Origin of the sequence: Oceanobacter sp. 5_MG-2023 (genome assembly GCF_030548165.1) — a bacterium.
Classification (GTDB): domain Bacteria; phylum Pseudomonadota; class Gammaproteobacteria; order Pseudomonadales; family Oceanobacteraceae; genus Oceanobacter.
Genome location: NZ_JAUORS010000023.1, coordinates 17,624 through 39,219, shown reverse-complemented (window position 1 = coordinate 39,219; position 21,596 = coordinate 17,624). Strand labels below are relative to the sequence as shown.

Sequence of the window (21,596 nt, the reverse complement as noted above, 5' to 3'; positions counted from 1 at the left end):
TGGCCGACAACAAACAACAAACAACCGGCATAAAAAAAGACAGTGGTGAAAAACACACACTGTCTTCTAACCAGCCGAATAACCAACAAGCAGAATCCTGTATCAGCCCAGCAAATGCACCGCCCACAAGGTGATGCCCGGGAAGATGATCATCAGAATTACCCGCAAGATATCCGAGAGCAGGAACGGAATCACACCCTTGAATGCATCCGTCATCAGCAAATCCTTGTCGAAGGACTTGATGATAAATACGTTCATGCCTACCGGCGGCGTAATCAAACCGACTTCAACCACCACCAGCGCAATAATACCAAACCAGATGCCCAGATCTTCCGCCGGCATACCAAAATCCATCACCGCAATAATCGGGTAGTAGATCGGAATGGTCAGCAAGATCATCGCCAGGCTATCCATAAAACAGCCCAGAATCAGATAGGTCAGCAACATGATTGTCAGCACCAGATACGGCGACAGGTCGGCAGCCAGAATCATATCGGCACCCAATGAGGGTAACTGCGTCAGCGCAATAAAAACGCTGAACAGGTCGGCACCCAACAGGATGAAAAAAATCATCGCCGTCGATACCGCCGTTTTAAGAATGCTGTCGCGAAAATCCGCCAACCGCATCTTGCCATGGGTAAAAGCCAGAATGGCCGTCAGGATCACTCCGACAGAGGCGGCTTCGGTAGGGGTAAAGATACCGGCATAAATACCGCCCAGAACAATCAGAAAAATCACCGAAATATGCCAGACATCACCGGTGGAACGAAATTTCTGCACCCACGTGGTTTTTGGCCCGGCCGGGCCGGAGTCCGGTTTCAGTCGTACATAAATCGCAATCGCCAGCATATAGCCGAACGCCGCCATAAAACCCGGAACAAAGGCTGCCAGAAACATTTTGGCGATATTTTGTTCGGTCAGTACCGAGAAGATAATCAGCACCATTGATGGCGGAATAAGAATCCCCAGGGTTCCCCCTGCCGCCAGCGCTCCGGCAGCCAGACCCGGCTGATAATTATTGGCTTTCATTTCTGGCAAGGCGACCTTGCCCATGGTGGAGGCAGTGGCCAGTGAGGAACCACAAATCGCTCCGAACGCGGCACAGCCGGAAATCGACGCCATCGCCAAACCGCCTCTTAACTGTCCGACCCAGACGTTGCAGGTACGAAACAGTTCACGGGTAATACCGGCACGGGTGGCCAGTTCGCCCATCAGCAAGAATAACGGTACCACCGACAGGTCGAAGGTGGAAAACTTGGACACCGGTACCGTGCCCATATAGTTCAGCACCGACTCCGGCCCGGCCAGCAGGCCATAACCCAGAGCGCCACAGGCCATCATCGACAGCGCGATCGGAATACGCAGCGCCATCAACACCATCAGCAATGCCATCATGGCAAAGGCCAGTTCTACATTGCTCATTTCCCGGCTCCACGTACAAAAGTGACGATACGATCAAGGCTCGTCAGGGCAATCAGGGCGGAAGACAATACGCCCGGTACAAACACAATCCAGAGCGGCAGTTCCAGAAGCATACTCTGCTCCATATAGTCGTAGGCATCGATACCGCCCAGCGTCAGCTGCCAGATCAGTACCAGTGATACGATCAGGAAAAACACTTCCCCCACCGTTTCCAGCAAGGCGACGGATCGCGGGGCCAGGTTATTGGTGAAAATATCCACCACCACATGGCCGTTACAACGGTGGCCTTCCGGTAAAAACAGAAAGACGGTTATACCCAGGCCAGCTTCCACCAGCTCGTAATCACCTTCGATAGCAGCACCAAACAGCGTACGACCGGTGATGCTGATCACCGTCATGGTGGCCAACATCAGCATCAAAAAACCGCCCAACAGTGCGAACTGACGGGACAGCCATGCCATACCGAGACGTACCTGTTCCAGCCAGACTGGCTGGGTCAGGGATATATCAGTCATGAGCCACTAACGACCTGCTGGTATTTTTTGATCAGGCTAACGGCTTTTTTGTACAGTGCCGTACCATTTTCGCCGTCGTCATTCATATCTTCTATCCAGTCGTCAGTCACCGGTTGCATGGTTTGCTTCCAGCGAGCCGTTTCTTCCTCTGTCAGGGTATAGAAGGGGTTGTTTTCTGCTTCAGAAGCGGCATATCCCGGCAGCTCGGCCAGGTCCATGGCATGACCCAAACGGCGGGCTTCGTTGATACCGGAGTTGTTATCGATCACCTGTTTTAAATCCGCGGGTAATTTCGCGTAGGCTTTCTTGTTCATGGTAAAGAGGAAGAACTGGGTATACAGACCGTGTTCACCCTTGATCTCGGTATGGTTGGGTGCCAACTGCTGTATTTTTAGCGGGTTAACCACCTCAAACGGCATCACCGCTACATCCACAACCCCTTTGGACAAGGCACTCGGCAGGGCTGGCACCGGCATAAATACCGGGGAACCGCCGACCAGACTGAAGGCTTCAGCCATCGCTTTGTTGGGTGCCCGCATTTTCAGGCCTTCCATATCCGCAGTGGTCTTGATCAGCACGTCACGGGAATGCAGTGCACCCGGAGCATGGGTATGAATGGCCAGCAAATGCACATCGCTCAGCTCATCCTGCATTTCTGTTTCGGCATACTCCTGCATCGCCATACTGGTTGCTTCGGCACTGGCGGGCATAAAGGGCAATTCAAACACACCAGCTTTCGAGAAACGGCCCGGAGTATAACCACCGACTGTCCAGACAATATCGGCTACGCCTTTACGGGCCTGGTCAAACAGCTGCGGCGGTTTGCCACCCAACTGCATTGCCGGATAAATATCGATTTTGATACGGCCATCGGACTCTGCCATCACCTTGTTGGCCCAGGGCACCATCATTTTTTGGTGAGCCGCGGACAACGGCGTCAGGAAGTGATGTAACTTGAAGGTAAATTCAGGTTCAGCAGCCTGGGTGTTCAAGGTTGCCATACCAGCAACGGTAAGGCTCAACGTCAGGAGCAGCTTTTTCAATTTCATTGTTTGTCACCTTGTTATTTTTATCGGGCATATCTTGCCACCAGCAAAATCATGCACCCCAGGAACTGTCTGAGGGTTTGACCGACATTTTTGTCTGGATGTAATTCATCCTTATTGGCACCAGTACACTCACTGGATCATGGCAACTGGCAGTTACTAAACAGCAACTTGATCAACGGTATCAAGCTAGCATCCCGAGCCGCCATGCAGATAATTAAATAAGCATAAGAGCCATTCATTTTTTGCATAGAGGTTATCTATCGATGGCAATCTCTTCTGTTTTTAACGTTATTAGACAACGCTTTTGATGGTACAAACCAGCCTGTCAATATCTCATAAATAGCCTTTTAATATCCCATCAACAGCCAGCAAAAAGCCCGACAAACCCCCATAAACAGCCTCTTTTTAGCTTATTATGGATAAAATCCGGCTGACTCTGAGCAGCCAGCCGTGGCTCGGTCATGTTGGCCGAACAGCGTGATCAGAAGCTGTTGGCAGCACTCGCAACAGCTTCAGGCTATAGCAAAAACAAATAGCACTCGGAGAAAATTGGAATACCGGATGAGTAGCACAAGCCAAGATGTTGCAGGCATACTGGCCGACAGAAAAACAGGCGCGACTCGCGCTGCTGTGCCGATCGATGGATGCACCGGACAATCAGTATGTCATTTAAGTACCAGCAGCATGCTGACGGTATTCAGGGATTCAACCACATAGTACGAGGGGATTTATGCCTGATACATCGATGTCCCTGCCCGCCACCCTGACACTGGTTCCCTATCCGTCAGAACCGGACAATCCATCGCTGCCACGGTGGCGACTGGACAACCGTTCAGGGGCAGCTCTCTTGTTACGCCCGGGCGCGGATACTCACACCGCTGCCGTACCGGCGCTGCAGCAACACGAGTGCAAATTGTTTGGCAAACTGATGATTTCCGAGCTGCTCTTTGTTGAGCAGACCGAACTGCTCTGCCGCACCAGTGCCGACAGTTATCTGTTGTTGCTGGTGATCGAAAGTCACCCTGAAAATCCGCACAACACCAGGCAACCAGAGCCGCCAACCCATACTGGATGCTTGCTGAATCCGGGCACGGCGCTAGTGCTGGGTTATCCACCAGGCTGCCGGGTGATGACGTTATCCATTCCGGCCCCGGAGTTGCTGCAAGCCCTGGCCGCGATGGGGTATTCCCAGGATCACAATAGCGATACGGCTGACCTCACCTTGCAGCTTTCTGATACCGATGACGCCCTGCCAGAAGCGCTTTATCATATTCTGCAGGCGATGCGAGCTTCGGCCTCACGCCCGATCACAGCGGCCACCCGGCGCTGCTATGAACAGCTGCTGTACGATACCCTGCTGGACAGTGTCACGATCCAGCAACAACAACCCGGACAGCCAACCATCAGCAAACACCCGCAAATTGAACAGGTACGGCAGCTGGTGATGACCCATATCACCGAAGATTTTGATCTCCGTGATATTGCTTCTGCCTGCAAGGTCAGCGTCAAAACTCTCTACAACCTGTTTAATCGGGAGTTGGGGATCACACCCTCGGTATTTATCCGCCACCGCAAACTTGAAGCCGCCTACGCCGATATCCAGCACTGCCCAGAGCACAACATCACTCATATCGCGACCCGCTACGGCTTTACCAACCTCAGTCGTTTTGCCGCTTACTTCCGCGAACAGTATGGCGAATCACCCTCTGAGACGCTGCGCAAACGCCGCCAGCAAGATGCCACTGCCCCAGCGGGGGCATCTATTTAATCCGGTATTTAATCCGGAGCTCACTCTGGGCTACTGGATGGAGCTACTGACTGAATGGAGCACCTGGTTCGTCAAAAACCACATGCCTTTTATCCTCACCCTGCCCACAGACAGACACAAAAAAACCGGGCAAGCCCGGTTTCCTGTTGTAACAAGAGTGTGGCCACTCTTGCTTGCAGAACAACGATAACAAACACATTGACGGAGCTGTTTTTCAAACAGCGCGTCAGGCCCGACCGGACAGCACACCACAACCGTTGCTGCCCGGCTCCGGGATCAGAACTTGTAAATGGCCATCACTTCCAGCTGCTTACCCTTCGGACGGATGTTAGGGAAAGTGCTGGTGTTGTTTAATGTACCCACGTCCTGCTTACGGAATTCAACCCCCAGATCCAGACCCTTGGTGTAGTTGTAGATCACGTTGGCATTCATGGCATTCAGCTCGCTGTCAGCGTCATCATCGACACCAATGTGAGCCATACGAATGGTGGCTTTGGTTTTTTCGTTAACCTGGTAAGCCACTGCGGCGGTATAACCGGTTTGTTGTACCAGCTTGCCATCTTCCGCATCGGAGTTTTTCCCACCATAAGCTCCTGCAACACCAAAACCGGTGTAAACGCCCAGGCCTTTACCAGTGTAAGCACTGCCGTACAGAGTGACATCACCCATACCCAGTTTACCGGCGAAAGAGAAACCACCACCAAAGACGGAGTTTTCATCGTCATTGTTGGAACCATCGCCCTGAGCGACATCACGGCCAACCGCCGCGACAGTGTAGCCGGAGCCACCTTCAAAACGTTGGGTATAAGCCGCCACCATGTCCGGGAAAGCCGCACCGGTATTCACAGGGTCCTGCAAGCTGATACGAACCGGGCCAGAGGTGTAATGCATCACCAGGTTCGGGCGAACGGTACCGCCGTTACCACCAATCGTACCAAGACCAGGACCCCAGAAGTTAACCTGGGCAGCATCCATTGGAGCGGTTGCAAAGAAAGCACCACTCCAGGTTTGCCCCAGAGTAACCTTATCGATTTGCATATAAGCGTGACGCAAACGCCAGTCATAAGTTGAAGAGTTGAAATAACCGCCGTAAAAGTCACCCTCAATAAAGGTCGTGATTTTATGGCCATCCACAACACGCTCGGTTTTGAAATTCAGACGAGACTGACGAGCAGTCGCATCAAAAGAATTACTGACATCGTTAGCGGCATCGGCATCCGGACGGTTAAACACGCCTTCTGCCTTGATGTAACCGCCAACGCTGTAGGTGACGCCATTCATTTCAGCGACTTGTCCTGCACCGGCAGCGGATGCCAGTACGGATGATGCAATAGCCAAAGCTAATGTATGCTTCTTCATGTTTACGCCTTTATTATTTATTGTTTTCGTTCTCCAACGGTTGCTCTGCTGTCAAACAAGCGTCAGTCAATCAACCCCTCCAGTGTCGTACAGCCTTATCAGAAAGGCTGTACATATATTGAAAACACCATACGCTGCGTGTAAAAAGCCATCGAATTACCGCTTGCTGCCATAACTTTTTGAGATACCAGAGATTTTTTTCATCGATTATGGGTCACAACGGGTTACTTTTTGTTATGGCCGACAACCAGCCCGCAACAGAACCAGCCACAACCAGCCCAATAGCCATCAACCCCAGGCCACCCACACCAGCCCCTGAAAACCCCAGTAATCTCAACCCTATTCCCCAGCAATCGGAATGGGTGACGATCGAACCCAACGCAGTCAAAACCATCCTGACACACCGGACTCCTCCCCAAATGATGTCAAAAAAGTACCAGTGATAATCACTATCCTCCATTCAGGATCTGATCAGTCTTGTCCATTATGCAGCCGATACCAGACACTATTCAGTTGAGGCAAACATGAAAACTATAACGACTCAGGTAGCCATCATTGGCTCCGGCCCATCCGGTTTGCTGCTGGGCCAGCTGTTACACAAACACGGCATTGATAACGTGATTATTGACCGCGTTGATGGCGACTACATCCTTGGCCGCATTCGGGCGGGTATTCTGGAGCAAGGGTTTGTTGACCTGGTACGGGAAGCCGGGGTCGCGGAACGTATGGATGCCGAAGGTCATATCCACGAAGGTTTTGAACTGTCGATGAACGGCGAGCGCACCCGCATTGACCTGAAAGGGCTGACCGGAGGCGACACGGTGATGTGTTACGGCCAGGTCGAAATTACCCGGGACTTGATTGAAGCACGTCAGGCCCTGGACTTACCGACCTACTACAACGCCAGCGACGCCACACCTCACGACGTAAAAAGCGACGCCCCCTATGTCACATTTGTACATAAGGGTGAAGAATACCGCCTCGACTGTGATTACATTGCCGGTTGCGACGGTTTTCACGGCGTATCCCGCCAGACGATTCCAGCCGAAGTCCGTACCGAGCACGAACGTGTTTACCCGTTTGGCTGGCTCGGCTTTATGGCCGATGTCCCCCCCTGTAACCACGAACTGATCTATGCCATGAGTGATCGCGGTTTTGCCCTGGCCAGTCAGCGCTCTGCCACCCGTTCACGCTATTACCTGCAAGTACCGTTAACCGACAATATCGATGACTGGAGCGACGAACGCTTCTGGACTGAGATAAAAAAACGCCTGCCCGCAGATATCGCCGCCAATATGGAAACCGGCCCGAGCATTGAAAAAAGCATCGCGCCATTACGCTCGTTTGTGTGTGAACCGATGCAATACGGCAATCTGTTTCTGGTCGGAGACGCCGCCCATATCGTGCCACCTACCGGTGCCAAAGGGCTAAACCTGGCCGCCTCCGATGTGGCCACGCTGTGCAAGATCATGGTTCGGGTTTACAAGGAAGGCGACAAGAGCTGTATCACACAGTACTCCGATATTGCCTTGCGCCGGGTCTGGAACGGTGAACGCTTCAGCTGGTGGATGACCAGCATGATGCACGATTTTGGTGACGACCTGTCCGGGGGCAACAATATGGAACCCTTGATGTACAAACGCTTTATGGAATCGGAGCTGAATTATTATCTGGGTTCAGACAATGGTCGCAAGGTCATTGCGGAGCAGTACGTGGGTTTGCCTTACGAAGACCTGAAGTCCTGAAGTAAGTAAGCCGGTGTCCCTGAATCAGGTTCAGGGACAATACCTCACTACATAACCCCACACCGAACCCCACCGTCTTGCCGGACAGGGCCATGCTTTTTATTTATGGCCCATGGTCCGGAATCCATGGGTTGTGACGGCAACCCTATGACCACCTGAGTTCCCTTCTCAACAGCTCTCTCAATGCCACACTTGAGCGCTAAAGAAGGTGGCAAAATGCGGCCGCAGGCGGCACATTCGCCGCTCCAGTTGCGGCCATTCCAGTAGCAACAGGTCCCTGGCGGACTGCATCTGTAAACGCTGATCCACGGTAGTGGCTTGCGACCACTGCCTGGCCACCAGCTCCGTGCAGCGGCTCAGTTTGACCAGCGCCATTTCGGCTCGTCCGGCTTCCAGGTAAGCGTCCACCAGATTCAGCAAGGGGGCCACGACCGCTAGCAAGGCCGGCTCTGACAACCGGGCGGCGGCATCCAATTCCGCATAACCCAGACTCAGCGCCTTATGGAAATCGTCGCAGGCTTGCTGCGGATTGCCAGCCAGCAGCGTTCGTTGTCCGGATTCAATCCAGAAAACCCAGCCGTCCGGCATATCCTGCCCAGTCACATTACGTTTACGGGATGCCCGGTTCATCGTTTTGCCCCGTCAGTGTGGCACCCGCTGTTTGTCGTCAGATGCCGCCCTGGGTCAGCTTCGCCGGATCCAGTAATCGCTCCAGCTCAGCCCGCCCCAAATTGGTTTGCTCGTCCGCCACGTCCAGTACCGGCCGTTTTTCTTTATACGCCTGCTTGGCAATCTCTGCCGCTTTCATATAACCCACAATCGGATTCAGCGCAGTCACCAGAATCGGATTACGCGCCAGCGCCTGCTGCAGATTGGCTTCGTTCACAGTAAAGGTGGCAATGGCCTTGTCGGCCAGCAAGTGTGAGGCATTGGCGGCCAGCTCAATACTGCCCAGCAGATTAAACGCAATCAATGGCAGCATGACATTCAACTCAAAATTGCCAGATTGGCCACCGATGGTAATGGCAGTATCGTTGCCAATAATCTGGGCCGCCACCATGGCCGTGGCTTCGGGGATCACCGGATTGACCTTGCCCGGCATAATCGATGAACCAGGCTGCAGGGCTTCCAGTTCAATTTCTCCCAACCCTGCCAGTGGGCCAGAGTTCATCCAACGCAAGTCATTGGCGATTTTCATCAGGGCGACAGCCAGGGTTTTGATCGACGCAGAGGTTTGTACTGCCACGTCCTGCGAGCTGATCAACATAAACAGGTCCGGGCCAGGCTGGAACGGTAAACCGGTTAACTTGCTCAGTTCATGGTTAAACAATTCGGCAAATTCCGGATGCGCATTCACTCCGGTACCTACCGCCGTTCCTCCCTGCGCCAGACGCAGCAGCTGGGTCAATTGATGGTCCAGGTTCTTGCGGCAGCTGCGAATCTGCTCCGCCCAGGCCCCCAGGCTCTGGCTCAGACGTACCGGCATGGCGTCCATCAGATGGGTACGGCCGGTTTTGACGTAGCCGTCCACACTGGCGGCCTTGCTGCGTATTTCCCGGTACAGGTGATCCAGCGCCGGAATCAATACATCACTGAGCGTGATTGCGGCACTGATATGAATACTGCTTGGAATAATATCGTTACTGCTCTGGCCACAATTAACGTGATCATTGGCACTCACGGTCTGGCCCAACGAGCGGCTCGCCAGCGTCGCAATCACTTCGTTGGCGTTCATATTGGTGCTGGTACCGGAGCCGGTCTGGAAGACGTCCACCGGAAAGTGAGTCATCAGAGCCTCATCGGCCAACAGTTGATCCACAGCACCTACAATCGCGGCAGCAATGTCGCTCTCCAGCAGCCCCAACTGACTGTTGGCCCGGGCTGCCGCTGACTTGGCCAACAGCAAGGAGGTGATAAAAGGCTGAGGCAGACTGCGGCCGCTGATGGGGAAGTTATTGATGGCGCGTTGGGTTTGTGCGCCCCACAGTGCCGCCTCCGGTACTTGTAACTCACCCATGCTGTCTGTAACGGTACGATAATTCATGCTGTTCTCCTTGGCTTGTAACTCAACAAAATCGTCATCCTGCAGAATATTCCAGGCTGTAGCCGGCAATGGTGCGTAACTGCCACTGCAAGCGATTAACTGAACGCCGCTGATGGGGCTTGGAGGCAATCGACGACAGGCCATTCAGTGGATGATGGCTGTAGTCCATACACAGCTGCCGCCAGTTTTCCGGCACCAGTTCATCGGCAATGGCTTCCAGCAACAAATCATATTCGCGGCGGTAAACACGCCGTTTGATGCAGTTGCAGCTACGTGGAAAAACAATTTCTTCCAGATCCAGCCAGCGCTGAATATTTCCCGGGCTGTCTGGCTCTGTGCCATATCGCACGGCATGACGCATCGAGATCAGTTCCAGGTAGTTATCCATTGCTTGTTGACTGGCCATTTACATGCTCCTGCATCCGGTTTGGACCGATAAGTTGTCGTCAGTTCTGCACTCAGCCATTGCCGGCCACCACAGAAACAAAGAATTGATGTTCAGGGTTGATTTATTAATGATAATGATTAGCATTCGTTAAAACGTCAACCCGATATCGCTTATCCGGGCATTAATTTCATTCTCTGAGAGCAACACGTCATGACCAACATCCGCACCGGCATCATTTTTGGCACCGACACCGGCAACACCGAGGACATCGCACACCGCATGGCCGACCAGCTTCAGCAGTACAATATCACCGCCGAGATTTACAACATTACTGAGGCCGACCCGGAAACCTTCAGTAACTATGATCTGCTGATACTGGGTATTCCGACCTGGGACTTTGGCGGCATTCAGGCCGACTGGGATGATATGGAAGAGATCTTGCCGCAACTGGATCTGAGCCGACCGGTGGTGGCGCTTTACGGTCTCGGGGATCAGTTTGGTTATGGCGATTATTTTGTTGATGCCATGGGCTGGCTGCATAACCATTTGCAACTGTCCGGCGCCCGGTTTGCCGGTTACTGGCCAACCACAGGCTATGAATTTGACGCCTCGCTGGCGACGCTGGCAGACGGCAAGCAGTTCTGTGGCCTGGCCATTGATGAAGACCAGCAATTTGATCTCACTGACGACCGGGTCGGCCGCTGGATCAGCCAGGTGATGAGCGAATACCGCCAGCTCGCCGATGTGGCGGAAGCAGGCTAAAGCCGGCCAAGTCCGTTCACCGCCCCGGTACTCCGGATGCCATCGTCACGATGACATCCGCCGGGATGGTCGCTGGTCAGATCCCCCGCAAAAATACCAGCAGATCCTGTTGCCCGGTTTCTTGCAATGCTTCCCAGGCTTGCCGGGCAGCCTCGGCTTCACCTCCGTGCCAGTTAATGGCTTCCACCAGCGTTTCGGCACGGCCATCATGCAAAAAACGCGAGTCGCCATTCCCTTCGATCAGCCCCAGTCCCCACAGCGGTGGAGTTTTCCACTCGCGGTCACCTGCGTCACCTTCCTTCATGCCATCACTGAGTGCTTCCCCCATATCGTGCAGCAGCAGGTCGGTATAGGCATAAATGGTTTGCTGGTTCAGCTGCTCGAACGCTGACGTATCCCCGGTGGTCAGTGTCGGCCGATGACAATCGTCACAGCCGACCTGCTCAAACAGACCGGCACCACGGTCAAACTGTGTCTGGTCGTCGATACGGCGGTCGTACACCGCCAGCAGTGTCAGAAAATCATTAATGGCGTTGAGACTATCCAGGCTGACTTCGGGGTCGCCCCCACTGGGCTGTTCGCTGCAGATCGATTGCTGATCGGTGCAGGGTTCCGCCGGATTCAGCGGCGTTGTCAGCCCCATATCCTGATGCAACGCCCCCGCGCTCTGGCCTCTCAGGGTGCATTGCACCGCTTTCCAGCCAAAACGGCCGAGACAGGCGACTCCTTCCCGCTCCAGTGAATGGGCACGGCCGGAAATACCATCCTGATCCTGATCATCCGGGTCATGCCACTGCAGGATTTGTGCTTCCGGCACCAGCTCCAGCAAACCCACACCGGTCAGTTGGGGGGACAAGCGCGGTCCCAGCTGTACGCCATCATCTAACGTGTGCTCGGCTTCCGATAGCTGAAATTGTGGCTGCCCCAGTCCAATATCCTGCCAGGTCACGCGACCTTCCGGAGCACCAACCGTGGCCGATGTTTGCAGCTGGCCACCCAAATAAGTATCGGGCTGGCCATCCAGTGTCCCCAGGCGGAACAGAATCCCATGTGACGTGGTGCCATCGTCATTCAGGCTGGCAGCACGACCAGACACCAGATGACAGTCGTCGCAGGCAGAGGCAATAAACAGCGGCCCGAGGCCATCCAGCAGAGTCCGGCTGCCCGGTGCCGCGGTCCAATCAGCGACAAACAGTTCCCGCCCCTGGGACACCGTCGGCGCGGTCGCAAGATCCAGCCCCGGAATAAACTGCAGAAATGCCAGGTCATCCTGGAAGGTCACCGTTGCCGCGCCTCCCACCGCTTGCCATTCTCGCGGCTCTTCGGTGTCCGGGTCTGTGCTTGGGTCTGGGGTTGTATCGACGGGCGCTTCCGTGGTTGTGCCAGAATCCGCCGATGTTCCATCCGCTCCACAGCCACTCAGGCTGACCAGTGTCAACGTCGACAACAACAAAGTGGCCGCCCAATGGGCGGCCTCTTTGTCGGGCTGATGTCTGAAAAAGATGTTTTTCATGGCTCGACCGATGACATCACCAGAGTAGGTACACGATAGGTCCAAAGATCAATGGTGCCTTCTCCGCCGCCCAAAGAGCCCTGGAAGCTCCAGCCCCAGGAGAACACGCTGCCATCCTGACGCTGACCAATGGTGTGCAAGGCACCATTACCCAGATCCACTACATTATCGAAACCAAAAACTGATGATGATGGCTCACTGACGTCGCCATCCTGCTCCAGCCCCAAGGTGCCGAGCATGTTTTGTCCCCATGGATAGACCTGGCCGTCTTCACGTTCGGCAAAGCTCTGGTTGCCTCCCGCCCATACCGCAACGGCATCCTCAAACCAGGGCAGTTTTTTCGGGCTGGTGATTTCTTTTGGCCAGTCAGGATCAACATTGTCATTGTCGTACAGGCCTATCTGGCTGCTGTAGTTCAGACCCCAGCCATACACGGCGCCGCTCTGGGCCACCGCCAAGACATGACCTTTACCGGCCACAACGGCTTCGATGGGTTCATCGATGCTGATTTGCGTGGGCGTTGGGTGCTCATCGGTATCTTCGGTGCCCAGTCCGAGCTGGCCATAGTTGTTCTGGCCCCAGCTCCAGACCCGCCCATCGCTATCCACCGCCAGGGAGAAGGAAGCCCCGGATGCAATCTGGATGATATTGCTGACATTCGCTTTCACCGGTACATCCCGATCTTCCGTGGTGCCGTCACCCAACTGGCCGTACCGGTTGGTGCCAAACGCCGAGACAGTGCCATCCTGATGCAAGACCAGCGTCTGGTTATAACCCCGGGTCACTGCGACCGCATCGGTGATACCGGCTACCTGCAACGGCGTTGATGCATCGTCTTCATTGAGGGTATCCGAGTCGGCCTCTCCCTGCCCCAGCTGGCCACTGCCACCATTACCCCACATCCAGATGGTCCCGTCATCGGCCAGCGCTGCTGAGGTGTTCTGCCCAAAGGCGAGGGACAGAAAGGTCGGCTCGGTGGTGATCATTACCGGAGCATACGGATGCTCATCCACATTCAGGTCAGAGCTCGGGTTGGACACAAAACCCAGCCCGGCCTGGCCGTAGTTGTTGCGGCCCCAGCTGTAGGTGCCATCGGCACGAATAGTGCCAGAGTGCGCATTACCACCAGCCACCGGTTTACCAAAATACGCCGTATGGGTTTCCACTACCTGATTACCGGCGGTGTCGGTCGCGGTGACTTCATAGTGGTTGCTGCCAGGTGTCAGCAGCAGGCGTGCCTGATATTGGCCATCGTCGGCATCCGCTGCTGCCGTGACGGTTTGATCACCCAGGGTGACACTGACGTCAGACACTGCCTGGTTATCCGTGGCATTGATACGCACCGTCGTCGTCAGCGCCTGGGTCGCATGACCATTGGATGGAAACACAAAGGACAATTCTGGTGCTTGTGTATCGAGAATCAGCGTGCGGGTGTCGCTGGTGGTATTACCGGCGGCATCGGTAACGGTGATTTCCAGCTCGTTGTCACCGTCGGTCAGCGTTAGATCGACGCTGAAGCTGTCGTTATCCAGTGTCGCAACCACATGATCGCCATTCAGCAGCACGGTGACGGCACTGACCGACTCGTTATCGCTGACATTACCTTCCAGCGTCACCGCCGCAGTCGCCACCATGGACTGATCGGCCGGGGTGATATTAAACACTTCCGGCAGCTCAGTATCCTTTGAGGAGTCAGAATCTGATCCACATCCCGCCAAGGCCAACGATGCCAGGAATACCGAGTAATACAGACGATTCATTACGCCTCTCCATTGTTATTGAGTTATTTATCAGTACATATAGAAAACAAATCGTACCTTTCCTTGCAATTAAATACAAATCATTATTATTTAGATTATGTTATGGTTTTATCTGGAGAGTTGAAAAGACAGGACAGCTACGCCTGACCTGAGCAGGATGCTCAGGCAGTCAGATGGGTAAATAAAAGCGAGGGATAAAAAAAGAGGAATAAAAAAGCGAGATCAAATTGCGTAGGGCCAGCCGCTGTCCGGTTCTGGACGTTGTGCGGCTGCCCACTATCAAGCGTCAAGCGTCAGCCATGTACTTCGCTGTTATCCAGCGCGGCGGCGGCTCCTAACAATCCGGGGTTATCGGCCACACACAGCCAGACCGGAACGTCTTCAAGATAGTGTTGAAAGCGGCCCTTGTTAATCATCGCAGCATGAAACTGGCTGGCCAAAAACAGCTCTTTGACACGAGGCAAGATGCCGCCACACAAATACACACCGCCACGGGCACCCAGCGTCAGTGCCTGATCACCCACAACCGCTCCCAATATTTCAAAAAAATGCGTCAGGGTGCGACGCCCTAACGAGTGTTCGTCTTGTTGTGCCTGCTGACTGATGCTGGCTGGAGTAGCACACTCAGCGTCAAGCCCGTGGATTTGCGCCAGTATCTGATACATGTCCAGCAACCCCTGCCCAGACAACAGGCGCTCGACCGATACCCGGCCGTAGCGTTGCTGCATGCCTTGCAGAATGGCGTATTCTGCCGCGCTGGTCGGTGCAAAGCTGACGTGACCACCTTCGCCAGACAGCGGTACCCAGCCGCCTTGTACTGGCACCAGCCCTGAGACTCCGAGGCCGGTACCCGGGCCAATCACCAGCCGCGTGCCCTGTTCATACCAATGCCCCTCAGCCTGTGAATGACAGACTGCCGTATGGCCAATATGCACATCGACCAGGTCCTGCCCCGGCACCTGCAGCATACCCAACGCCATCGCGGTAAAATCGTTGACCAGTTTGAGTTGCTGCAGGCCGAGGTGATTCATCAATTGCTGACGATGGAATACCCAGTGATTGTTGGTCATAACAATATCGTCGTCAGTCACCGGGCAAGCCAACGCCAGACAGGCCCGATGAATACCGCTGACGCCCATCTGCCTGCTGTAGCACTGGATAGAGGCTTCGATGCCGGGAAAGTCGGCAGTTTCCAGCGTCAGGATATGGCTGAGAGTGACGCTACCGGGCTTCACCAAGGCAAAACGGGCGTTGGTGCCGCCGATATCCCCGACCAAGACATGCTCCCCAGCCAGCACAGGCTCGTCGAAAACCGCCGCTGGCACCGGATAATCGGCGAACGGCTTCATGCCTCGACCTCGGAATTACGACCAGCCTCCGAACCGTTACCTTGCAGATGCTCCGGCACCTGGTCGGTGTCGGAACTAAAGCAGAATACCGTGGCACCCCGCTCGGCTTCGTTCACCTGGCTGCGCATCGGGCCAAACAGTTCACGCCCCATACCCAGCCCATGCTGCTTGACCACCGCCGGTTCGCTGGCCGGGCGCTGCAACCAGAGGTCATCCTCTGCCAGCAATAACAACTCACCGGTCGTGGCATCGAGACGAATCCGGTCGCCGTCCTGCACATGCGCCAACGGCCCGCCCAGTTGGGCTTCTGGCCAGACATGGATCGCCGCCGGGACTTTGCCGGAGGCTCCGGACATACGACCGTCGGTCACCAGCGCCACCTTGAAGCCCTTGTCTTGCAGCGTGCCCAAAAACGGCGTCAGTTTATGCAGCTCGGGCATGCCGATGGCGTTGGGGCCCTGATAACGCACCACCGCAATAAAATCTTTCTCCAGTTCTCCGCGCTTGAAAGCCTCGGCCAGATCGTCCTGGTCGTTAAAAACAATGGCGGGAGCTTCGACCACTCGATGTGCTTCTGCTACCGCCGAGACCTTGATCACGCCACGGCCGAGGTTGCCACGCATCAGCTTCAGGCCACCATTGGCCGAGAACGGCGTCGCGGCCGGACGCAAGACCTGATCATCCAGCGAGCTGGTTGTGCCTTCGCGCCAGACCAGTTCGCCATCCTGTAAAAACGGCTCCTGGGTATAACGGGACAAACCATGGCCCATAATGGTCATCACATCGTCGTGCAAATAACCGGCTCCGAGTAACTCCCGCACGATATAACCAACACCCCCTGCGGCATGAAAATGATTGATATCAGCTTCGCCATTGGGGTAAACCCGGGCAATCAGAGGCACCACATCGGACAAATCGGAAAAGTCCTGCCAGTCAATAATCACCCCAGCCGCTGCCGCAATGGCAATGATATGCATGGTGTGATTGGTGGAACCGCCGGTGGCCAGCAAGGCCACAATGCCGTTCACCAGCGATTTCTCATCGACGATTTCATACAGCGGTGTGTAGCGACCATTGGGAGCCGTCAGGCGTACCGCTTGCTGCGCCGCATAACGGGTCAGCTGCTCACGCAATTCGGTGCCCGGATTCACAAAGGAAGAGCCGGGCAAGTGCAGCCCCATGATCTCAACCATCATCTGGTTGGAGTTGGCAGTGCCGTAAAAAGTACAGGTACCGGCGCTGTGATAGGAATCGGATTCACATTGCAGCAAGGCATCACGACCGATCTTGCCCTGGGCGTATTCCTGGCGAATACGGGCTTTTTCCTTGTTCGGCAAGCCGGAAGGCATTGGCCCGGCAGGGACAAACACGGTGGGCAAATGCCCGAACCGCAACGCCCCCATTAGCAGGCCCGGAACAATCTTGTCGCATACCCCCAGATACAACGCGGCATCAAACATGTTGTGCGACAGCGATACCGCTGTTGCCATGGCGATCAGATCCCGGCTGAACAACGACAGCTCCATCCCCGGCTGCCCCTGGGTCACGCCGTCACACATGGCCGGCACCCCACCTGCAAACTGGGCCACAGAGCCAAGTTCCCGAATGGCGTCACGGATCTGATCCGGATAGCGCTCAAACGGCTGGTGCGCCGACAGCATGTCATTGTAGGCCGACACCATGGCCACATTGACCTGGTTGACCATTTTCAGTACGGCCTTGTCGTCTGTATTACAGGCGGCAAAGCCATGGGCCAGATTGCCACACGACAAGGTACCGCGGTGAACGCCTTGCTCTTCGGCCGCTTTCATTTGCGCCAGGTAAGCACGACGAGTGGGTTGACTACGTTTGATAATGCGCTTGGTGACCTGCTCAACGACGGGATGCATCATGCCTCCGGAAAACGGTTCGTTAGTAAATTGTATTTGTTGTTTGCGGCTGGTCTTGCAGCCGGGAAATCTCTGCTCAGTGATTTGGTCGATCCTTTGATTAAAGCACGTTGGCGGAGCCTCAAACAGCCATGGTAGCCGCTCTCGGGCGACTGTCATCGTGCCGGATCAATACCATAGTCACAAAGCGCCCATTCCTGCCATCACAGACAGGCCATGGCCTGGATTTCTATATTGAAAAATATTGATATAGTTTTTCAAGCTGCTACTATGCCTGCCATGACACAGACCGACGTATCACCTGTTGCCGCTCCGGCCAGAAACGAACTCAATGCAGAACAGATCGCCCATGCTTGCAAAGCCCTGGGCGACCCGCTGCGACTGGCCATTGTGCAGCTGCTGGGGCGTGGTTCTTTTGGCGTACTGGAATTGTGCGAGCTGTTGGATATCAAACAGTCCAGCATGAGCCATCACCTGAAGATCCTGGCCCAGGCCCGCCTGGTCAGCAATCAACGGGAAGGCAACAGTATTTTTTATCGCCGCCCGTTACTGGCCAGTCACGACCGCTGGACCCAGTGGCTGGCGACGACGCTGGCAACGCTGGATGCACTGAACGATCCACAAGACAACGGGGTCGAACAGCGCTTGCAGCAGGTGCTGGCCAACCGGGCAGCAGCCTGCGCCGAATTTTTTGCCCGTAATGCCGCCGCGTTCAAGCAGCAGCAAGATCTGATCGCCTCCTACGACCAGTACGGAGAACCGCTGGAGCGACTGATCACGACCATGGATACACCGACCCGGCGAGCACTGGAAATCGGCCCCGGTGAAGGGGCATTTTTACCCGCGCTGGCGCGTCGTTTTGACCAGGTATTGGCACTGGATATTTCGGCACCGATGCTGCAAAAAGCACAACAGCGCATCGACCAGCAGCCGCTAGACAATGTCTCCTGCCAGCTGGGAGACAGCAGTGCCATTACCGAGAGCCACCGTCATCAGTTCGACCTGGTGGTCGCCAATATGGTGCTGCATCACGTACCGGCACCCAAAACCATTTTTGCCGACGTCGCCCGCTTGTTGACCGACGATGGCTGTTTTTTGGTAACCGACCTCTGTCGGCACCAACAAGCCTGGGCACGGGAATCCTGCGGGGATCTCTGGCTCGGCTTTGAACCGGATGACCTGACCGCCTGGGCGGTTGAGTCCGGCTTGAACGAAGGCCAGAGTCAATACCTCGGCTTGCGGAACGGGTTCCAGATCCAGTTCCGGCTGTTTTATCGCGCCTGATACCCCAGGTGACACCCAATAACCCGATAACAGCAGATGCCTGCCCTGCCGTTATTTTTGAGGATTCAGAGCATGAGCGAATATTCAATTTTCACCTCCGAGTCGGTCTCTGAAGGCCATCCGGACAAAATGGCCGACCAGATTTCCGATGCCGTCCTGGACGCCATCCTGAAAGATGATCCCTATGCCCGCGTTGCCGTTGAAACCATGGTCAAGACCGGCATGGCGATTGTCGCCGGTGAAGTCCGCACCAGCACTTACGTTGATCTCGAAGACCTGATCCGTGGCGTCATTCTCGACATCGGCTACAACAGCTCCGATGTCGGTTTTGATGGTGCTTCCTGTGCTGTCATCAACGCCATTGGCAAACAGTCCGCCGACATCGCCATGGGCGTTGACGAAGGTGACAACAAAGACCTCGGGGCTGGCGATCAGGGATTGATGTTTGGTTATGCCACCAAAGAAACTCCGGTACTGATGCCTGCTGCCATTTATTACGCCCACCGTCTGGTGGAAAAACAGGCCGAACTGCGCAAAAACGGCACTCTGAGCTGGCTGCGTCCGGATGCCAAATCACAGGTCACCCTACGTTACGAAAACGGCCTGCCTGTCGCCGTCGATGCCGTGGTGTTGTCCACCCAACACGACGAAGGCATCAGCCTGGATGTACTGCGCGAAGCGGTAATGGACGAGATTCTCAAGCCGGTACTGCCTGCCGAGTGGCTGCACACCGACACCCTGTACCACATCAACCCGACCGGTAACTTCGTTATTGGTGGCCCGGTCGGTGACTGCGGCCTGACCGGCCGCAAGATTATCGTCGATACCTACGGCGGTGCTGCCCGTCACGGCGGCGGTGCCTTCTCCGGCAAAGACCCGTCCAAGGTTGACCGCTCAGCTGCTTATGCCGGTCGCTACGTTGCCAAAAACATCGTCGCAGCCGGACTGGCCGACAAGTGTGAGATCCAGGTGTCTTACGCTATTGGTGTCGCCGAACCGACGTCCATCTCCATCAATACCTTCGGCACCAACACCATCGCTGAAGAACGCATCGCAGAACTGGTGCGCGAACACTTTGACCTGCGCCCACAAGGCATTATCGACATGCTCGACCTGCGCCGCCCGATCTACCGCGCCACCGCGGCTTATGGTCACTTCGGTCGCGAAGAACCCAACTTCACCTGGGAAAAAACCGACAAGGCCGCCACGCTGAAAGACGCCGCCGGTCTGTAATTTTTCTTTCCGAGGCAGACGCTTCTGCGCTGCCTGCGGAACACAATCTGATCATTCAACAAAGGTCAGCCGCATCGATGCATCGACGCTGATCTTTGTCGTCCACCACCAGAGGACCACTCATGAGCTTTACTGATTACCAAGTTGCCGATATCACCCTGGCTGACTGGGGCCGCAAAGAAATCCAGATCGCCGAAGGCGAAATGCCTGCGCTGATGGCGTTACGTCGCAAGTACAAAGAAGCCCAGCCATTGGCCGGTGCGAAGATCATGGGCTGTATTCACATGACCATTCAGACCGCCGTGCTGATCGAAACCCTGATCGATCTGGGTGCCGAAGTACGCTGGTCTTCCTGCAATATTTTCTCAACCCAGGATCACGCCGCTGCCGCTATTGCTGCCGCCGGCATCCCGGTATTCGCCTGGAAAGGGGAAACTGAAGAAGAATTCCTCTGGTGCATCAAGCAAACCATTCTGGCTGGTAAAGACAGCGGCCAGCCATGGGATGCCAATATGATTCTGGACGATGGCGGCGACCTGACCGCAATGGTACACAGCGACTTCCCGCAACTGCTGGACGCAATTCATGGCATCTCGGAAGAAACCACCACCGGTGTTCACCGTTTGCTGGAGATGCTGGACAAGGGCGAACTGAAAGTCCCGGCCATCAACGTCAACGATTCGGTCACCAAATCCAAGAACGACAACAAATACGGCTGCCGTCATTCCCTCAACGATGCCATCAAACGCGGCACCGACCACTTGCTCAGCGGCAAGAAAGCGCTGGTGATTGGTTACGGCGACGTCGGCAAAGGCTCTGCGGCATCCCTGCGTCAGGAAGGCATGATCGTCAAGGTGTCTGAAGTTGACCCGATCTGTGCCATGCAAGCCTGCATGGACGGCTTTGAAGTCGTCTCGCCATACATTGACGGCAACAACACCGGTGAACTGGACTGTGTTGACGGCGACCTGCTGGGCAAAACCGACCTGATCGTTACCACCACTGGTAACGTCAACGTGTGTGACAAAAACATGCTGCAAAAACTGAAGCGCAGCGCCGTCGTTTGCAACATTGGTCACTTCGACAACGAGATCGACACCGCCTATATGCGCGACAACTGGGAATGGGACGAAATCAAACCCCAGGTACACAAGGTCTACCGCGACAAAGCCAGTGATGACCACTTGATTCTGTTATCAGAAGGCCGTCTGGTGAACCTCGGCAACGCAACCGGACACCCATCCCGCATCATGGATGGCTCCTTCGCCAACCAGGTACTGGCTCAGATCTATCTGTTTGAACGCAAGTTCGCCGACCTGATGGAAGCTGAAAAAGCCGAAAGCGTCTACGTGAAAGTGCTGCCGAAAAAACTCGACGAAGAAGTCGCCAAAGACATGGTTGAAGGTTTTGGTGGGGTGATTACCCGACTGACCGACACCCAGGCATCCTATATCAATGTCAAAGCCGATGGCCCTTACAAGCCAGAGTCTTACAAGTACTAAGACCAGACGCTGGA

At 55.0% G+C, this 21,596-nt stretch carries 17 protein-coding genes; 6 read left to right on the top strand and 11 right to left on the bottom strand.

Annotated elements, in window-relative coordinates; genetic code table 11:
* Window positions 1-102: 102 nt before the first annotated feature.
* From Q4551_RS13830 to Q4551_RS13820, 3 genes are read right to left on the bottom strand one after another with little or no spacing between them, the layout of a single operon-like run.
* Window positions 103-1,422: a TRAP transporter large permease gene (locus tag Q4551_RS13830; RefSeq protein ID WP_303434454.1), complete on the bottom strand. Its 1,320-nt coding sequence runs from the start codon at window positions 1,420-1,422 to the stop codon at window positions 103-105.
* Window positions 1,419-1,937 (bottom strand): TRAP transporter small permease, encoded by a 519-nt coding sequence (locus Q4551_RS13825; RefSeq protein WP_303434453.1) that lies wholly within the window; start codon window positions 1,935-1,937, stop codon window positions 1,419-1,421. The genes Q4551_RS13830 and Q4551_RS13825 overlap by 4 nt, the downstream gene beginning before the upstream one ends.
* Window positions 1,934-2,986 carry a TRAP transporter substrate-binding protein gene (locus Q4551_RS13820; RefSeq protein ID WP_303434452.1) on the bottom strand — a complete coding sequence of 351 codons (1,053 nt, stop codon included), beginning with the start codon at window positions 2,984-2,986 and terminating at the stop codon, window positions 1,934-1,936. The genes Q4551_RS13825 and Q4551_RS13820 overlap by 4 nt, the downstream gene beginning before the upstream one ends.
* Window positions 2,987-3,716: 730 nt before the next feature.
* On the opposite strand from Q4551_RS13820, the gene Q4551_RS13815 reads away from it, so the two are divergent.
* Complete coding sequence (locus Q4551_RS13815; protein WP_303434451.1) at window positions 3,717-4,754, top strand: helix-turn-helix domain-containing protein; 1,038 nt, start codon at window positions 3,717-3,719, stop codon at window positions 4,752-4,754.
* A 276-nt stretch (window positions 4,755-5,030) separates the two neighbouring features.
* Here the strand turns inward: Q4551_RS13815 and Q4551_RS13810 are convergent, their stop codons facing one another.
* Complete coding sequence (locus Q4551_RS13810; RefSeq protein ID WP_303434450.1) at window positions 5,031-6,113, bottom strand: hypothetical protein; 1,083 nt, start codon at window positions 6,111-6,113, stop codon at window positions 5,031-5,033.
* A gap of 533 nt (window positions 6,114-6,646) precedes the next feature.
* Here Q4551_RS13810 and pobA point away from each other — a divergent pair.
* On the top strand, window positions 6,647-7,858 hold the full coding sequence (gene pobA, locus Q4551_RS13805) for a 4-hydroxybenzoate 3-monooxygenase (protein ID WP_303434470.1): 1,212 nt from the start codon (window positions 6,647-6,649) through the stop codon (window positions 7,856-7,858).
* Window positions 7,859-8,038: 180 nt separating this feature from the next.
* Here the strand turns inward: pobA and Q4551_RS13800 are convergent, their stop codons facing one another.
* From Q4551_RS13800 to Q4551_RS13790, 3 genes are read right to left on the bottom strand one after another with little or no spacing between them, the layout of a single operon-like run.
* Window positions 8,039-8,488, bottom strand: a complete 450-nt coding sequence (locus Q4551_RS13800) for a hypothetical protein (RefSeq protein ID WP_303434449.1) — start codon at window positions 8,486-8,488, stop codon at window positions 8,039-8,041.
* A gap of 37 nt (window positions 8,489-8,525) precedes the next feature.
* The gene (locus Q4551_RS13795; protein ID WP_303434448.1) at window positions 8,526-9,902 is read right to left on the bottom strand and encodes a lyase family protein; all 1,377 of its coding nucleotides are present in this window, start codon (window positions 9,900-9,902) and stop codon (window positions 8,526-8,528) included.
* A gap of 34 nt (window positions 9,903-9,936) precedes the next feature.
* Window positions 9,937-10,308 (bottom strand): hypothetical protein, encoded by a 372-nt coding sequence (locus Q4551_RS13790; RefSeq protein ID WP_303434447.1) that lies wholly within the window; start codon window positions 10,306-10,308, stop codon window positions 9,937-9,939.
* A 192-nt stretch (window positions 10,309-10,500) separates the two neighbouring features.
* Between Q4551_RS13790 and Q4551_RS13785 the strand changes: the two genes are divergently transcribed.
* Window positions 10,501-11,052, top strand: coding sequence for a flavodoxin (locus tag Q4551_RS13785; RefSeq protein ID WP_303434446.1), 552 nt, complete (start codon window positions 10,501-10,503; stop codon window positions 11,050-11,052).
* 76 nt (window positions 11,053-11,128) lie between these two features.
* Here Q4551_RS13785 and Q4551_RS13780 read toward each other — a convergent pair whose 3' ends face one another.
* The 4 genes from Q4551_RS13780 to edd all read right to left on the bottom strand — a co-directional run bounded on the left by Q4551_RS13780 (window position 11,129) and on the right by edd (window position 17,563).
* Window positions 11,129-12,565, bottom strand: a complete 1,437-nt coding sequence (locus Q4551_RS13780) for a di-heme oxidoredictase family protein (protein ID WP_303434445.1) — start codon at window positions 12,563-12,565, stop codon at window positions 11,129-11,131.
* Complete coding sequence (locus Q4551_RS13775) at window positions 12,562-14,325, bottom strand: Ig-like domain-containing protein (protein WP_303434444.1); 1,764 nt, start codon at window positions 14,323-14,325, stop codon at window positions 12,562-12,564. The genes Q4551_RS13780 and Q4551_RS13775 overlap by 4 nt, the downstream gene beginning before the upstream one ends.
* Window positions 14,326-14,618: 293 nt before the next feature.
* Window positions 14,619-15,674, bottom strand: a complete 1,056-nt coding sequence (gene glk / locus Q4551_RS13770; RefSeq protein ID WP_303434443.1) for a glucokinase — start codon at window positions 15,672-15,674, stop codon at window positions 14,619-14,621.
* Window positions 15,671-17,563, bottom strand: a complete 1,893-nt coding sequence (edd, locus tag Q4551_RS13765; RefSeq protein ID WP_303434469.1) for a phosphogluconate dehydratase — start codon at window positions 17,561-17,563, stop codon at window positions 15,671-15,673. Before edd ends, glk begins: the two co-directional genes overlap by 4 nt.
* A 270-nt stretch (window positions 17,564-17,833) precedes the next feature.
* Between edd and Q4551_RS13760 the strand changes: the two genes are divergently transcribed.
* The 3 genes from Q4551_RS13760 (at window position 17,834) to ahcY (ending at window position 21,582) form a co-directional block, all read left to right on the top strand.
* Window positions 17,834-18,847 (top strand): metalloregulator ArsR/SmtB family transcription factor, encoded by a 1,014-nt coding sequence (locus tag Q4551_RS13760; protein WP_303434442.1) that lies wholly within the window; start codon window positions 17,834-17,836, stop codon window positions 18,845-18,847.
* 72 nt (window positions 18,848-18,919) lie between these two features.
* Window positions 18,920-20,080, top strand: coding sequence for a methionine adenosyltransferase (metK, locus tag Q4551_RS13755; protein WP_303434441.1), 1,161 nt, complete (start codon window positions 18,920-18,922; stop codon window positions 20,078-20,080).
* A 122-nt stretch (window positions 20,081-20,202) separates the two neighbouring features.
* Window positions 20,203-21,582, top strand: a complete 1,380-nt coding sequence (gene ahcY, locus Q4551_RS13750) for an adenosylhomocysteinase (protein WP_303434440.1) — start codon at window positions 20,203-20,205, stop codon at window positions 21,580-21,582.
* Window positions 21,583-21,596 lie beyond the last annotated feature (14 nt).